Origin of the sequence: Agrobacterium sp. O3.4 (genome assembly GCF_041414895.1) — a bacterium.
Classification (GTDB): Bacteria; Pseudomonadota; Alphaproteobacteria; order Rhizobiales; family Rhizobiaceae; genus Agrobacterium; species Agrobacterium cucumeris.
Genome location: NZ_JALPZP010000001.1, coordinates 1333218 through 1347155, shown reverse-complemented (window position 1 = coordinate 1347155; position 13938 = coordinate 1333218). Strand labels below are relative to the sequence as shown.

General features: G+C 57.4%; 14 protein-coding genes and 3 tRNA genes. 15 read left to right on the top strand and 2 right to left on the bottom strand.

Features of this window, described 5'->3' with window-relative positions:
- Positions 1-5 precede the first annotated feature (5 nt).
- The 6 genes from clpP (at position 6) to M0412_RS06460 (ending at position 8686) form a co-directional block, all read left to right on the top strand.
- Complete coding sequence (gene clpP, locus M0412_RS06485) at positions 6-638, top strand: ATP-dependent Clp endopeptidase proteolytic subunit ClpP (RefSeq protein ID WP_046800320.1); 633 nt, start codon at positions 6-8, stop codon at positions 636-638.
- 292 nt (positions 639-930) lie between these two features.
- Positions 931-2208, top strand: a complete 1278-nt coding sequence (clpX, locus tag M0412_RS06480; RefSeq protein WP_003521528.1) for an ATP-dependent Clp protease ATP-binding subunit ClpX — start codon at positions 931-933, stop codon at positions 2206-2208.
- 197 nt (positions 2209-2405) lie between these two features.
- Complete coding sequence (locus tag M0412_RS06475) at positions 2406-2774, top strand: VOC family protein (RefSeq protein WP_142839603.1); 369 nt, start codon at positions 2406-2408, stop codon at positions 2772-2774.
- Between the two features lie 382 nt (positions 2775-3156).
- Complete coding sequence (gene lon / locus M0412_RS06470) at positions 3157-5574, top strand: endopeptidase La (protein ID WP_142839604.1); 2418 nt, start codon at positions 3157-3159, stop codon at positions 5572-5574.
- A 288-nt stretch (positions 5575-5862) separates the two neighbouring features.
- Positions 5863-6138 (top strand): DNA-binding protein HupB, encoded by a 276-nt coding sequence (gene hupB / locus M0412_RS06465; protein WP_003496481.1) that lies wholly within the window; start codon positions 5863-5865, stop codon positions 6136-6138.
- Positions 6139-6487: 349 nt separating this feature from the next.
- Positions 6488-8686 (top strand): esterase-like activity of phytase family protein, encoded by a 2199-nt coding sequence (locus M0412_RS06460; protein ID WP_269698073.1) that lies wholly within the window; start codon positions 6488-6490, stop codon positions 8684-8686.
- A gap of 203 nt (positions 8687-8889) precedes the next feature.
- On the opposite strand, the gene M0412_RS06455 is transcribed toward M0412_RS06460, so the two are convergent.
- Both M0412_RS06455 and M0412_RS06450 read right to left on the bottom strand, forming a co-directional pair.
- Positions 8890-9012 (bottom strand): hypothetical protein, encoded by a 123-nt coding sequence (locus M0412_RS06455; RefSeq protein WP_269698071.1) that lies wholly within the window; start codon positions 9010-9012, stop codon positions 8890-8892.
- Positions 9013-9334: 322 nt separating this feature from the next.
- Positions 9335-9410 (bottom strand) — tRNA-Val (locus M0412_RS06450).
- A 219-nt stretch (positions 9411-9629) separates the two neighbouring features.
- Between M0412_RS06450 and M0412_RS06445 the strand changes: the two genes are divergently transcribed.
- The 9 genes from M0412_RS06445 to M0412_RS06405 all read left to right on the top strand — a co-directional run bounded on the left by M0412_RS06445 (position 9630) and on the right by M0412_RS06405 (position 13928).
- Complete coding sequence (locus M0412_RS06445; protein WP_269698069.1) at positions 9630-9767, top strand: hypothetical protein; 138 nt, start codon at positions 9630-9632, stop codon at positions 9765-9767.
- 88 nt (positions 9768-9855) lie between these two features.
- A tRNA-Asp gene (locus M0412_RS06440) sits at positions 9856-9932 on the top strand.
- Between the two features lie 42 nt (positions 9933-9974).
- Positions 9975-10051: transfer RNA gene (locus M0412_RS06435), tRNA-Asp, on the top strand.
- 436 nt (positions 10052-10487) lie between these two features.
- Positions 10488-10853: an NADH-quinone oxidoreductase subunit A gene (locus tag M0412_RS06430; protein WP_046800315.1), complete on the top strand. Its 366-nt coding sequence runs from the start codon at positions 10488-10490 to the stop codon at positions 10851-10853.
- The gene (locus M0412_RS06425) at positions 10844-11428 is read left to right on the top strand and encodes an NADH-quinone oxidoreductase subunit B family protein (RefSeq protein ID WP_003496467.1); all 585 of its coding nucleotides are present in this window, start codon (positions 10844-10846) and stop codon (positions 11426-11428) included. Before M0412_RS06430 ends, M0412_RS06425 begins: the two co-directional genes overlap by 10 nt.
- Positions 11429-11448: 20 nt before the next feature.
- Positions 11449-12051, top strand: a complete 603-nt coding sequence (locus tag M0412_RS06420; RefSeq protein ID WP_046800314.1) for an NADH-quinone oxidoreductase subunit C — start codon at positions 11449-11451, stop codon at positions 12049-12051.
- Entirely contained in the window at positions 12048-12476 is a 429-nt protein-coding gene (locus M0412_RS06415; protein ID WP_269698065.1) for a GFA family protein, read from the top strand. The genes M0412_RS06420 and M0412_RS06415 overlap by 4 nt, the downstream gene beginning before the upstream one ends.
- Before the next feature lies 1 nt (position 12477).
- The gene (locus M0412_RS06410; protein ID WP_020012326.1) at positions 12478-13668 is read left to right on the top strand and encodes an NADH-quinone oxidoreductase subunit D; all 1191 of its coding nucleotides are present in this window, start codon (positions 12478-12480) and stop codon (positions 13666-13668) included.
- Positions 13668-13928 (top strand): hypothetical protein, encoded by a 261-nt coding sequence (locus M0412_RS06405; RefSeq protein WP_020012327.1) that lies wholly within the window; start codon positions 13668-13670, stop codon positions 13926-13928. The genes M0412_RS06410 and M0412_RS06405 overlap by 1 nt, the downstream gene beginning before the upstream one ends.
- Positions 13929-13938 lie beyond the last annotated feature (10 nt).

Here is a 13938-nt window from a genome sequence, read left to right as displayed (position 1 = left end):
CGGACATGAAAAATCCAGTTGATACCGCCATGGCTCTGGTGCCGATGGTCGTAGAGCAGACCAATCGCGGCGAACGCTCCTATGACATATTTTCCCGTCTTCTCAAGGAACGCATCATTTTCCTCACCGGTCCGGTGGAAGACCAGATGGCTTCGCTCGTCTGCGCGCAGCTGCTTTTCCTCGAGGCTGAAAACCCGAAGAAGGAAATCGCGCTTTACATCAATTCGCCAGGTGGCGTCGTGACCGCCGGCATGGCGATCTACGATACGATGCAGTTCATCCGCCCTGCGGTCTCGACGCTCTGCGTTGGCCAGGCCGCATCGATGGGTTCGCTGCTCCTGGCCGCCGGTGAAAAGGGAATGCGCTTTGCAACCCCGAACGCCCGCATCATGGTGCACCAGCCTTCCGGCGGTTTCCAGGGGCAGGCATCGGATATCGAGCGTCATGCCCGTGACATCATCAAGATGAAGCGTCGTCTCAATGAAGTCTACGTGAAGCACACGGGCCGCACGCTCGAAGAGGTTGAAAAAACCCTTGATCGCGACCACTTCATGGATGCGGACGAAGCGCAGAATTGGGGTGTGATCGACAAGATCCTCACCTCGCGCCAGGAAATGGAAGGCGCCGCCGCGAATTGAGGCGCGCCGCTTTTTGACGTTTGTTTGATCCCGCAAAAGTAATTTCGGGGCTTTCAACCGCAACAGAAAGCGATATTAGTATATATTAAGGCTGTGTTGAATTTTTATGACGTGGCCTTTGGTTTGATGGGGAATTCGTTGCAGCCGGTTGTCAGCTCCTGTATCTGACACGGCTAGTACCCCGGGAAACGAGGCGGATACGGCAATGCACCCCAAGGCGAGCCGTATCTGCGGGCGGTAAGTTGACCGCGATCCGTTTGGCGGACCTGCGGCGTGCTGGAAGGAAAGAGATATGAGCAAAGTCAGCGGCAGCAACGGCGGCGACTCTAAAAATACACTCTATTGTTCATTCTGCGGCAAGAGCCAGCACGAAGTCCGGAAACTCATTGCCGGGCCGACAGTATTCATCTGCGATGAATGCGTCGAATTGTGCATGGACATCATCCGCGAGGAGAACAAGACGTCTATGGTGAAGTCGCGCGAGGGTGTTCCCACCCCGCAGGATATCATCAAGATTCTCGACGAATATGTCATCGGTCAGAAGCAGGCGAAGAAAATCCTGTCGGTGGCCGTTCACAACCATTACAAGCGCCTCGCGCACGCCTCCAAGAACGGCGATGTCGAGCTGGCGAAGTCGAACATCATGCTCGTCGGTCCGACGGGTTGCGGCAAGACCTATCTTGCCCAGACGCTCGCCCGCATCATCGACGTTCCCTTCACCATGGCGGACGCAACGACGCTGACCGAAGCCGGTTATGTCGGCGAGGACGTGGAAAACATCATCCTGAAGCTGTTGCAGGCTGCGGATTACAATGTCGAGCGCGCCCAGCGCGGCATCGTCTATATCGACGAAGTCGACAAGATTTCCCGCAAGTCGGACAACCCGTCCATCACGCGCGACGTGTCGGGCGAGGGCGTCCAGCAGGCGCTTCTGAAGATCATGGAAGGCACGGTCGCTTCCGTTCCGCCGCAGGGTGGCCGCAAGCATCCGCAGCAGGAATTCCTGCAGGTGGATACGACCAACATCCTGTTCATCTGCGGCGGTGCGTTTGCCGGCCTCGACAAGATCATCTCCGCCCGTGGTGAAAAGACCTCGATCGGCTTCGGTGCGACCGTCAAGGCGGAAGACGATCGCCGTGTGGGCGAGGTGCTGCGCGAGCTGGAGCCGGAAGATCTGGTGAAGTTCGGTCTCATCCCGGAATTCATCGGCCGTCTGCCCGTTCTGGCAACGCTGGAAGACCTTGATGAAGATGCGCTGATCCAGATCCTGTCCGAGCCGAAGAACGCGCTCGTTAAGCAGTATCAGCGCCTGTTCGAGATGGAAGATGTGGAACTGACCTTCCACGAGGACGCCCTGCGCGAGATTGCCCGCAAGGCGATCACCCGAAAGACCGGTGCCCGCGGCCTGCGTTCGATCATGGAAAAGATCCTGCTGGATACCATGTTCGAACTGCCGACTCTGGAAGGCGTTCGCGAAGTGGTTATCTCCAACGACGTCGTCAGCGGTGTCGCCCGTCCGCTCTACATCTACGCGGATCGCCAGGAAGAAAAGACCAACGTTTCGGCCTGATCGGTTCCAGAAGAATAAAGCCCCTCGCAGCAACGGCTGCGGGGGGCTTTTCTTTGTGTGATGCCTGCCCGGTATTCGAAGCATTTGCGGGGATGGCGTAAGCGCCTTTTACCTGAATAATAACTAGAAACTAAGAGGCGACGCGTCTTCGCTTTTCGTGGAGAAGCGGATATGCCCCTGAAATATCGGGTATCCTGATGAATCCTGTAACCGCAATCCTCATTCACGTGTCCGATCCCGCCGAAGGATTGCTTTGGTACGGGAAAGCGTTTCCGGAGGCGGTTGCATCGGTCAGCCTTCCCTCCGGCTTCGAGTACCTGCGGATCGGCGATATCCAGCTGGAAATCGTTCCCGCTGATCAAAAGGTTTCAAGCGGGGCGGCAGGGTCTGTCGTCTATTGGTGGACGGATGATTTCGGCCGGTCACTCGCGCATCTGCGGGACGCGGGCGCTGTTCTTTATCGCGGCCCGATGAAAATCGATCAGGAACTCTGGATGTGCCAGTTCCGTGACCCCTGGGGCAACTGTATCGGCGTTCGCGGACCCATGGCCGCGGATATGCCGTAACGCTCTTCGCCGCTTGAGGCGTCCCTGCCTTGCATCCCGACAATCAGGTGGAGGAAAGCTTCGTCTGCCATTTTGCGTTTGGAGCGGATTGCGCTTTGCTGATAAAGTCTTACAACTGATTTGCAGCGCGATGTGACGGAAATGTGAATTGCCGTCGGCGACCCGGTTCCTGATCCCTTGGGATAACCGGAAATGTCGGGAGTAATAGCCGGCGCTGGGTTTTGTTGAATTTCACGGTTCTGCCGGTGCGCGGGGCCGTCTCTTCCGGCGACTTGAAATCGGTGTTTCGAAACTCCACTTTCAGTCTCGAGAAATGAATATGCCGGACGCCCCCAAGACGTTCGGCAAAGTGTCCCGAAAGGGACCATGGAAAGGAAATGATATGACGAACATCACGTCTGCGGCATCTGGCGGTACCTATCCGGTACTTCCTCTGCGCGACATTGTCGTTTTCCCGCATATGATCGTTCCCCTGTTCGTCGGGCGGGAAAAATCCATTCGTGCGCTCGAAGAGGTCATGGGTTCGGACAAGCAGATCATGCTCGTCACCCAGATCAATGCCAGCGATGACGATCCGACGCCGGATGCCATCCACAAGGTCGGCACCGTCGCCAACGTTCTCCAGCTTCTGAAGCTGCCGGACGGTACCGTGAAGGTGCTGGTGGAAGGCAAGGGCCGCGCCCAGATCGACGAATACACCGGCCGTGAGGATTTTTACGAAGCCTCCGCGACGCCGTTGCAGGAGCCTGCGGAAGACCCGGTCGAGATCGAGGCGCTGTCGCGTTCCGTCGTTTCGGAATTCGAGAGCTATGTGAAGCTCAACAAGAAGATTTCGCCCGAGGTTGTCGGCGCTGCCGGTCAGATCGACGATTATTCGAAGCTTGCCGATACGGTCGCTTCGCACCTGTCGATCAAGATCACCGAAAAGCAGGAAATGCTGGAAACCGTCAGCGTGAAGCAGCGGCTTGAAAAGGCGCTCGGCTTCATGGAAGGCGAGATTTCGGTGCTGCAGGTCGAAAAGCGCATCCGCTCGCGCGTCAAGCGCCAGATGGAAAAGACCCAGCGCGAATATTATCTGAATGAACAGATGAAGGCGATCCAGAAGGAACTCGGCGACGGCGAAGATGGCCGTGACGAGATGGCCGAGCTGGAAGAGCGTATCGCCAAGACCAAGCTTTCCAAGGAGGCTAAGGAAAAGGCCGAGGCGGAAATGAAGAAGCTTCGCCAGATGAGCCCGATGTCCGCGGAAGCGACCGTCGTGCGCAACTATCTGGACTGGCTGTTGAGCCTGCCCTGGGGCAAGAAGTCGAAGGTCAAGACCGACCTCAACAGCGCCGAGACGATCCTCGATCAGGATCATTTCGGTCTGGACAAGGTCAAGGAACGCATCGTCGAATATCTGGCCGTGCAGGCGCGTGCTACCAAGATTCGCGGACCCATCCTGTGCCTCGTTGGTCCTCCCGGCGTCGGCAAGACCTCGCTCGCCAAGTCGATCGCCAAGGCGACCGGCCGCGAATATGTGCGCATGGCGCTTGGTGGCGTGCGTGACGAGGCGGAAATCCGCGGTCATCGCCGCACCTATATCGGCTCCATGCCGGGCAAGATCGTCCAGTCGATGAAGAAAGCAAAGAAGGCGAACCCGCTGTTTCTGCTCGACGAAATCGACAAGATGGGCATGGATTTCCGTGGCGACCCGTCATCCGCATTGCTGGAGGTTCTCGATCCGGAACAGAACTCCACCTTCATGGATCACTACCTTGAAGTGGAATACGATCTGTCCGACGTGATGTTCGTGACCACGGCCAACACGCTGAACATTCCAGGCCCGCTGATGGACCGTATGGAAGTGATCCGCATCGCCGGTTATACGGAAGACGAGAAGCGCGAAATCGCCAAGCGTCACCTGTTGCCGAAGGCGATCAAGGAACATGCCCTGCGTCCGGAAGAATTCTCGGTTACCGATGACGCTCTGATGATCGTCATCCAGCAGTACACCCGCGAGGCGGGCGTGCGCAGCTTTGAACGCGAGCTGATGAAGCTGGCGCGCAAGGCTGTCACCGAGATCATCAAGGGCAAGGTCAAGTCCGTCGAGGTTACCGCTGCCAACGTTCCGGATTATCTGGGCGTTCCGCGGTTCCGCCACGGTGAGGCCGAGCGCGAGGATCAGGTCGGTGTCGTCACCGGTCTTGCCTGGACGGAAGTTGGCGGTGAGCTGCTCACCATCGAAGGCGTGATGATGCCGGGCAAGGGCCGCATGACGGTTACCGGCAACCTCAAGGAAGTGATGAAGGAATCCATTTCGGCAGCGGCATCTTATGTCCGCTCGCGCGCCGTGGACTTCGGCATCGAGCCGCCGCGCTTCGACAAGAGCGACATCCACGTTCACGTTCCCGAAGGTGCGACCCCGAAGGACGGACCGTCCGCCGGTGTTGCCATGGCCACTGCCATCGTCTCCATCATGACCGGTATTCCGGTTTCGAAGGATGTGGCGATGACGGGCGAGATCACCCTGCGTGGTCGCGTGCTGCCAATCGGCGGCCTGAAGGAAAAGCTGCTTGCGGCATTGCGCGGCGGCATCAAGAAGGTGCTGATCCCGGAAGAAAACGCCAAGGATCTGGCGGAGATTCCGGACAATGTGAAGAACGAGATGGAAATCATCCCGGTTTCGCGCATGGGCGAGGTCATCGAACACGCGCTGCTTCGCAAGCCGGAGCCCATCGAGTGGGACGGCAGCATCGAGACGCCCGTGATCGCGACGGTTGAAGGCGTTGACGACGGCGGTCAGACGATCGCGCATTGATACATGCATCGGCGCGGAAGCCGGAATCGGTTTTCGCAAAGCGCGATGCATAGAATCAATGTGTTAGGTATCGGAAGACAGCTGCGGTGCTTCGGCCCGCGCAAGTGATGCCAAATTGGCACGAATATGGGGAAGGCCGGCAGAAATGTCGGCCTTTTTTGTGAAAAAACCCGTAGACCCCTTGTTTTTCAGGCGATTCCAGCGCTTTTGAGTTGCTGCGCGCGGATGCGAATGTATTCTGCGCCGGCTTAATTTTAGTCGTTTCAAACCATTGAAAGGGGTGGAAACATGAACAAGAACGAGCTCGTCTCTGCTGTTGCCGAAAAGGCTGGTCTCACGAAGGCAGATGCTGCTTCCGCTGTTGATGCCGTATTCGAAACCGTACAGAACGAACTGAAGAGCGGTGGCGACATCCGCCTCGCTGGCTTCGGCAGCTTCTCCGTTAGCCGCCGTGAAGCCTCCAAGGGTCGTAACCCTTCCACGGGTGCTGAAGTCGATATCCCGGCTCGCAACGTACCGAAGTTTTCCGCAGGCAAGGGCCTGAAGGACGCTGTTAACTCGTAAGGTTTCCGGAAGGCCGTGATGCCCGGCGGCGGGCATGCGGTTTTTCAGGTTCACGAGGAAGCATGTTTTGACGCGCTCACACCATCAGCAGGCATGAAGAGGGCAGCCTTTCGGAAGTCTCTTTCGGACAGGCCAGTCTCTCGGTCAGTATGGTGTGGATTGAAAGTGTCGATGCGTGGCTGTGTAGCTTCCATCCGGACACACGGCGTTTCGATACACGATGCGCATAAACACGAAAGCCCGGCCTTCATGGCCGGGCTTTTTGATTCTCCCGACAGGAAATGTCATCCCACTGTCATGTCTTTGACGCAGAAGCCATGGGGTATTTCTGGACCCAAGGGGGATTATAATGGCGTTCCGATTTTCTCATATGGCCTTGACTGCTGCGCTGCTGACATCCGCAGCTTTCCCGGCCGCTGCCGAGCCGGTTTTCAACCGCATCGCATCTTTCCCGGTGGCGAAAAACCTGCCCGCAGACAAGGACGCCAAGTCCGTCACGTCGGCTGAAATCGTCACCGCCAGCGAAGATGGCAAGACGCTGATCTATTCGGACAGCCCGCTTGGTGGCATCGGCTTCATCGACATCACCGATGCCAAGGCCCCGAAGGCCGGCGGTGCGCTGCTGCTTGAAGGCGAGCCGACGTCGGTCGCCGTTGCTGGCCTCAAGGTTCTCGCCGGCGTCAACACCTCTGAAAGCTTCGTCAAGCCGTCAGGCAAGCTGGTAACGGTCGATATCGCCACCAAGAAGATCGAGGCAAGCTGTGATCTCGGCGGCCAGCCCGATTCGGTTGCCGTCTCTCCGGACAAGACCTTTGCCGCCATCGCAATCGAGAATGAGCGCGACGAAGAGGTGAACGAAGGCGCCCTGCCGCAGATGCCCGCCGGTTATCTGGTAACGGTTGGCCTGAAGAACGGCGTTGCCGATTGTGCGACGCTGAAGAAGATCGAGCTCACCGGTCTGGCCGAAATCGCCCCGGAAGATCCGGAGCCGGAATTTGTTTCGATCAACGCCAATGGCGAAATCGCGCTCACGCTGCAGGAAAACAACCATATCGTTATCATCGACGGCAAGACCGGCACGGTGAAGACGCATTTCTCCGCCGGCACGGTTGACCTCGAAGGCATCGACACGAAGTCGGACGGCCAGCTGAAGTTCACCGACAAGCAGGAAGGCCGCAAGCGCGAGCCGGACGCCGTGAAGTGGCTGGACAATGATCGTATCGTCATCGCCAATGAAGGTGACTGGCAGGGCGGATCGCGCGGCTTCACCATCTTCGACAAGACCGGCAAGCTTCTCTATGAAGCTGGCGCTTCGCTCGAGCATGCGGTTGCGGCCATCGGCCACTATCCGGAAAAGCGCTCCAAGGCCAAGGGCATCGAGCCGGAAGGTCTGGAAGCAGCAACATTCGGCGATCAGAAATATTTCTTCGTGCTTGCCGAGCGCGCCTCCGTCGTCGCTGTCTACAAGGACACCGGCAAGGAGCCGGAACTGACCCAGCTCCTGCCTTCAGGCGTTTCACCGGAAGGCGCAGTCGCCATCCCGTCGCGTAATCTTCTTGTTACGGCGAACGAGGTGGATCTGGTCGAAGACGGCGGCGTTCGCTCGCACGTCATGATCTATGAGCGCGCTGAAGGTGAAGCAGCCTATCCGCAGCTGGTTTCCGCCACTGTCGACGGTGCACCGATCGGCTGGGGCGCTCTTTCGGGCCTGGTCGGCGATGCCGAGAAGCCCGGCATTCTTTATGCGGTTTCCGACTCGGTTTATGGCAACCAGCCGTCGATCTACACGATCGACGCAACGAAGAAGCCCGCAACCATCACCAGCGTGCTGCGCATCAAGCGTGACGGTATCGCTGCCCAGAAACTCGATATCGAAGGTATCACGCTGGACGGCAAGGGCGGCTTCTGGCTGGCCTCGGAAGGCGACAGCGCCAAGCTCGTCCCGCACGCGCTCTACAACGTCAATGCCAAGGGTGAAATCAAGGCTGAGATCGCCCTGCCGAAGGAACTGCTTGCCGGCGACACCCGCTTCGGTTTCGAAGGCGTGACCATGATCGGCAAGGGCGACGACGCGACGCTGTGGATGGCTGTGCAGCGCGAATGGGGTACGGACGAGAAGGGCTTCGTCAAGCTCGTCTCCTATAATCCGAAGTCCAAGGAATGGGGCGCCGTGCGTTACCCGCTCGACAAGACCGAGGCAGGCTGGATCGGCCTTTCTGAAATCACTGCCCAGGGCGAATATGTCTATATCGTCGAGCGTGACAACCAGATCGGCGACAAGGCCAAGATCAAGAAGCTCTACCGCGTGGCGATCGCAGATCTGAAGCCGGGCAAGATCGGTGGCGAGCTGCCGCTGGTGGCCAAGCAGGAAGCGCATGACTTTCTGCCTGACCTGAAGGCCCAGACCAACGGTTACGTCGTCGACAAGCTGGAAGGCTTCACCTTCGACAAGGCCGGAACGGCCTATGCCGTGACCGACAATGACGGCGTGGACGATTCTTCCGGTGAGACGCTGTTCTTCAAGGTTGATATGAAGGCAATCAACTGATCGTACCGATTGGCTTCGCAAATGAGAAAAGCCGGGCACAGCCCGGCTTTTTTTGTCGCTGAAGGCCCCCGGTGCGGCGGCGCGGTTTGCACGGCGTGTCGCAGCGCAGGCCCTCAAGGCTGGCGTTGTCGCGTCGGGGATGGCTCAGAGAGAGACTTGTCGGGGGCTATTGGGGGGAAAAGCTGCGGACCGATGATAAAGGATCACCGCCCCATGGAGTTCTTGCTTTTCGGAGTATCGCTTTTTTCCGAGTCCTGCTGGACCCAACGGAAGAAAATATAAACAGGCAGCGCAATAAGCGCGAGTGTTACAAACGCGTCGATCATGGTTTCATCCATTATTTCTACCGTTCATCATGAAACGGCTCGAAAACAATGCCCGAAATCTGTTTAAAAAGTCTGAATCTGCTTATTTTTCGGTATGTTGCGGGGTGATACAGGGACTGGGAGAAGCTGTCGGAATCTGAAACAGGAGTACCGATTTGGCATGGGAAAAATCGCAAGACGATTCCATCCGCCTGAAACGCAGCCCCGACATCCATTGATGAGTGGGGCAGGGGGCGATTCCCTCTGCGAAGAATTTACGGAAAATAGAAATCGCATCCGATTGACATTCGGCTTCAAGCTTAAAAATTGATAGGCTTGGGAATGGTGGGCGATGAGAGACTCGAACTCCCGACATCCTCGGTGTAAACGAGGCGCTCTACCAACTGAGCTAATCGCCCTTCGCGTGTCTCGGATCATGTCCGCCGCGTCGGTGGCCGTGATGTATTCGGATCGGAAAAAAACCGCAAGGGCTTTTGTGAAGTTTTTTTGTTTTTTTTGCCGACAGCTTTTCCCTTCATCGAGGGTTGCCGGCGAAAAGCCGGGAACTGCGGGCTTTCCGGTAAAAACGAATCCGCAGTGACCTTCAGATACAGGCGGAAATCTTGCCTGAGACGCCCATGGCTGTGGACAAGTTTTTTGTTTTCGTTGGGAAAAGCCTGCAGAACAGGGCATTTGCGCCAGCGCCTGTCAAAGGCCTCTCAGTTTTTCCCGATCAAAATGCAGAAGCTTATTCTTTTGTCGTGAAACCTGCTTGACACCCCCGCACGAACGCCGTAGTTAGCCGCTCAACGAACAGCCGAGGCTGGTTCGTACGGCGGGACAAGGTCCTGTCCGTCAGGAGATGCGGGTGTAGCTCAGTTGGTTAGAGTGCCGGCCTGTCACGCCGGAGGTCGCGGGTTCGAGCCCCGTCACTCGCGCCATCCTGTTCCTCGGAAATAAACGCAGATGAATATCTGCGATGCGCGGGTGTAGCTCAGTCGGTTAGAGTGCCGGCCTGTCACGCCGGAGGTCGCGGGTTCGAGCCCCGTCACTCGCGCCATTTCTCTTCCTGAAATGACTCCCAGAAAAAGCCATCCGAAGCGCCAGCCAGGCGCCTTTGCATGAGCGATTTCACCGCCTGATTCCGCCCCGCGCAAGCACGATTTTTCCTGCCTTTTTCACTCAAGTTTCGATTTCTGAAAATCGTCACTTCGGTGCCTTTTTGACATAAAATTCGTGTGACTTTTTTGCGGTTGCGTCCTTCAATCGATTATTATTGTATTTGAGGGGCTTAGGTCGGAATTGTGGCCCAAATTTGCGTCAATTCGGGCAATATTGTTGCCAATCAATGCGGCAGGTGTCTTGAAATGGTGCCTAAACTCTTGCAGAGAGGGCGCGGCTGCGCTAACCACTTTGGCGTTGCAACATATTTGTGCGCCTTGAGACTTATAAGTCGCAAAGGCAGGTCCGGCACCCGGCCGGGCAAGGAAGAGACCATGACTGAACTCCTCAGTTCCTACATTCCGATCGCAATATTCATCGGTATCGCTCTTGTCATTGGCCTGGCGCTTCTCATTGCGCCGTTTGCTGTCGCTTACAAGGCGCCGGACCCGGAAAAGCTTTCCGCTTTCGAGTGCGGTTTCAATGCCTTCGACGACGCCCGCATGAAGTTTGATATCCGCTTTTACCTGGTGTCGATCCTCTTCATCATCTTCGATCTGGAAGTGGCCTTCCTGTTCCCGTGGGCGGTGTCCTTCGGTGACATGGGCTGGTTCGGTTTCTGGTCGATGATGGTGTTTCTTGGCGTCCTCACCATTGGCTTTATCTATGAGTGGAAGAAGGGAGCGCTGGAATGGGCATGAGCCAGAACAACAGCACGCTCGTTGCGCCGCAGCCGAAGGGGATCATCGATCCCTCGACCGGCAAGCCGGTTGGCAGCAACGATGCCTACTTCACGGAAATCAATGACGAGCTGGCCGACAAGGGCTTCCTCGTCACATCGACCGACGAGCTGATCACCTGGGCGCGTACCGGCTCCCTTATGTGGATGCAGTTCGGTCTCGCCTGCTGCGCCGTTGAAGGCCTGATGCAGGCTTCCGGTCCGCGTTATGACATGGAGCGCTTCGGTGTCGCCCCGCGCGCTTCGCCGCGCCAGTCTGACGTGATGATCGTTGCCGGCACGCTGACCAACAAGATGGCGCCCGCGCTGCGCAAGGTCTATGACCAGATGCCTGAGCCGCGTTACGTCATTTCCATGGGCTCCTGCGCCAATGGCGGCGGTTATTACCACTATTCCTACGCCGTGGTGCGCGGTTGCGACCGTGTCGTGCCGGTGGATATTTACGTTCCGGGCTGTCCCCCCACGGCGGAAGCGCTGCTTTACGGCGTTCTTCTGCTGCAGAAGAAGATCCGGCGTACCGGTACGATCGAGCGCTAAGGGCAAAGGACGGATAGATAATGAGCGAAGCTCTCAACGATCTTGCTGCTTACGTTAAGGAAGCGCGCGGTTCTCTCGTGGTATCTGCCGATATCGCCTATGGCGAGCTGACGCTGAACACGACAACTGAAAGCGTGATTGCGCTTTTGACCTTCCTGCGCGACGACGTGCAGTGCGGTTTCGTCAACATCATCGATATTTGCGGCGTTGACTGGCCGCAGCGCGAAAAGCGTTTCGATGTCGTCTACCATCTTCTGTCGCCGCGCCAGAATCTGCGCGTGCGCATCAAGCTGCAGGTGGCGGAAGACGAGGGCGTTCCTTCATCGACCTCCGTCTACATGGGCGCGGAATGGTTCGAGCGCGAAGCCTGGGATATGTATGGCATTCCTTTCGAGGGCCATAAGGACCTGCGCCGCATCCTCACGGATTACGGTTTTGAAGGCCATCCGCTGCGCAAGGATTTTCCGGTTACCGGCTTTGTGGAAGTGCGTTACGATGACGTTCTGAAGCGGGTTCTTTATGAACCGGTCGAACTGAAGCAGGAATTCCGTAACTTCGACTTCCTTTCCCCTTGGGAAGGAACCGAATATGTTCTCCCGGGTGACGAAAAGGCCAAGCAATGAGCCAAGCCCCCGCGACAGAGCATGGACAATGTCTTTGCGGCGCCGTTGGCTTTAATGCCGGCATTGGCGCCCGCGAATTCGGCGTTTGCCATTGCTCCATGTGCCGCCGCTGGTCCGGCGGTGCGTTCATGGCTGTCGAATGCACCGGCGTTTCCTTTGAAAACGAAGAACAGCTTGGCGTCTTTTCCTCCTCGGAATGGGGCGAGCGTTGCTTCTGCACGAATTGCGGCAGCACCTTGATGTGGCGTTCCAAGGATGGCCAACACCTGGCCGTGTCGCTGCAGGCTTTCGACAACCCTTCCAGTTTCACGTTCGCGTCGCAGATTTTCACGGATGAAAAGCCTTCGAGCTATTCTTTCGCAGAAACCACGCAGAACATGACCGGCCCCGAATTCATCGCCATGATCACCTCGGCGGAGCACTAGAATGACTGAGCATAACGTCCGCAATTTCACGATCAACTTCGGTCCGGAACACCCGTCCGCGCACGGCGTGCTGCGTCTGGTTCTGGAACTGGACGGCGAAATCGTCGAGCGCGTCGATCCGCATATCGGTCTTCTGCATCGCGGCACCGAAAAGCTGATCGAGACCAAGACCTATCTGCAGGCAGTTCCCTATTTCGACCGTCTCGATTACGTCGCGCCGATGAACCAGGAACACGCTTTCGCGCTCGCCGTCGAAAAGCTGCTCGGCCTCGAAATCCCGATGCGCGGCCAGCTGATCCGCGTGCTTTATTCGGAAATCGGCCGCATCCTGTCGCACATCATGAACGTCACGACGCAGGCCATGGACGTTGGCGCGATGACGCCCCCGGTCTGGGGTTTCGAAGAGCGCGAAAAGCTTATGGTGTTCTATGAGCGCGCCTGTGGCGCCCGCATGCACTCGGCTTACGTTCGTCCGGGCGGTGTGCATCAGGACCTGCCGCCGGAGCTGGTGGACGATATCGGCAAGTGGTGCGATCCGTTCCTCACCGTTCTCGACAATATCGAAGGCCTGTTGACCGACAACCGCATCTACAAGCAGCGTAACGTCGATATCGGCGTCGTCTCGCTTGAAGACGCCTTTGCTTGGGGTTTCACTGGCGTGATGGTGCGTGGCTCGGGCGCTGCCTGGGATTTGCGTCGTTCGCAGCCTTACGAGTGCTATTCCGATCTGGAATTCGACATCCCCGTCGGCAAGAACGGTGATTGCTATGATCGCTACCTGATCCGCATGCAGGAAATGCGCGAATCGGTAAAGATCATGAAGCAGTGCGTTGATCTTCTCTCCGGCAAGCATCGCATCGGCCCTGTCTCCTCGCTTGACGGCAAGGTAGTCCCGCCCAAGCGCGGCGAGATGAAGCGGTCGATGGAAGCTTTGATCCACCACTTCAAGCTTTACACCGAAGGTTACCACGTTCCAGCCGGCGAAGTTTACGCCGCCGTCGAAGCGCCGAAGGGCGAGTTCGGCGTCTATGTGGTCGCCGATGGCTCTAACAAGCCTTACCGCTGCAAGATCCGCGCTCCGGGTTATGCGCATCTGCAGGCGATGGATTTCCTGTGCAAGGGCCATCAGCTTGCTGACGTTACAGCCGTGCTCGGCTCCCTCGACATCGTGTTCGGGGAGGTCGATCGCTGATGCGTCTGCCGCTGGCCATATTGGCTCTTCTTGCTGCGATGTCTGCCCCCGTTCTCGCCCAGACGGCGACGGATGAGGGCGGCGTGTCGCTGTCAAGCGGCGGCGGTTCAACCATCAAGCAGCTTCTGTCGTCGGGATACGAGATCAAGGCCTCGGTTCCGAATGGCAGTAAGTTCATTGTGTTCATGCAAAAAGACAAGGCGGCTTACGCCTGCGAATTCGTCACGGTGGCGAGATCGCGTTGTGAGACGTTAAACTGAAAAGGCGTGA

Bases quoted from the DNA above. Each gene is read 5' to 3' on its own strand.
- M0412_RS06460 (WP_269698073.1), top strand. From the start codon at position 6,488: ATGGCGTTCCGATTTTCTCATATGGCCTTGACTGCTGCGCTGCTGACA.
- lon (WP_142839604.1), top strand. From the start codon at position 3,157: ATGACGAACATCACGTCTGCGGCATCTGGCGGTACCTATCCGGTACTT.
- M0412_RS06475 (WP_142839603.1), top strand. From the start codon at position 2,406: ATGAATCCTGTAACCGCAATCCTCATTCACGTGTCCGATCCCGCCGAA.
- M0412_RS06445 (WP_269698069.1), top strand. From the start codon at position 9,630: ATGGCTGTGGACAAGTTTTTTGTTTTCGTTGGGAAAAGCCTGCAGAAC.
- M0412_RS06415 (WP_269698065.1), top strand. From the start codon at position 12,048: ATGAGCCAAGCCCCCGCGACAGAGCATGGACAATGTCTTTGCGGCGCC.
- M0412_RS06405 (WP_020012327.1), top strand. From the start codon at position 13,668: ATGCGTCTGCCGCTGGCCATATTGGCTCTTCTTGCTGCGATGTCTGCC.
- M0412_RS06430 (WP_046800315.1), top strand. From the start codon at position 10,488: ATGACTGAACTCCTCAGTTCCTACATTCCGATCGCAATATTCATCGGT.
- clpX (WP_003521528.1), top strand. From the start codon at position 931: ATGAGCAAAGTCAGCGGCAGCAACGGCGGCGACTCTAAAAATACACTC.
- M0412_RS06410 (WP_020012326.1), top strand. From the start codon at position 12,478: ATGACTGAGCATAACGTCCGCAATTTCACGATCAACTTCGGTCCGGAA.
- clpP (WP_046800320.1), top strand. From the start codon at position 6: ATGAAAAATCCAGTTGATACCGCCATGGCTCTGGTGCCGATGGTCGTA.
- M0412_RS06455 (WP_269698071.1), bottom strand. From the start codon at position 9,012: ATGATCGACGCGTTTGTAACACTCGCGCTTATTGCGCTGCCTGTTTAT.
- hupB (WP_003496481.1), top strand. From the start codon at position 5,863: ATGAACAAGAACGAGCTCGTCTCTGCTGTTGCCGAAAAGGCTGGTCTC.
- M0412_RS06420 (WP_046800314.1), top strand. From the start codon at position 11,449: ATGAGCGAAGCTCTCAACGATCTTGCTGCTTACGTTAAGGAAGCGCGC.
- M0412_RS06425 (WP_003496467.1), top strand. From the start codon at position 10,844: ATGGGCATGAGCCAGAACAACAGCACGCTCGTTGCGCCGCAGCCGAAG.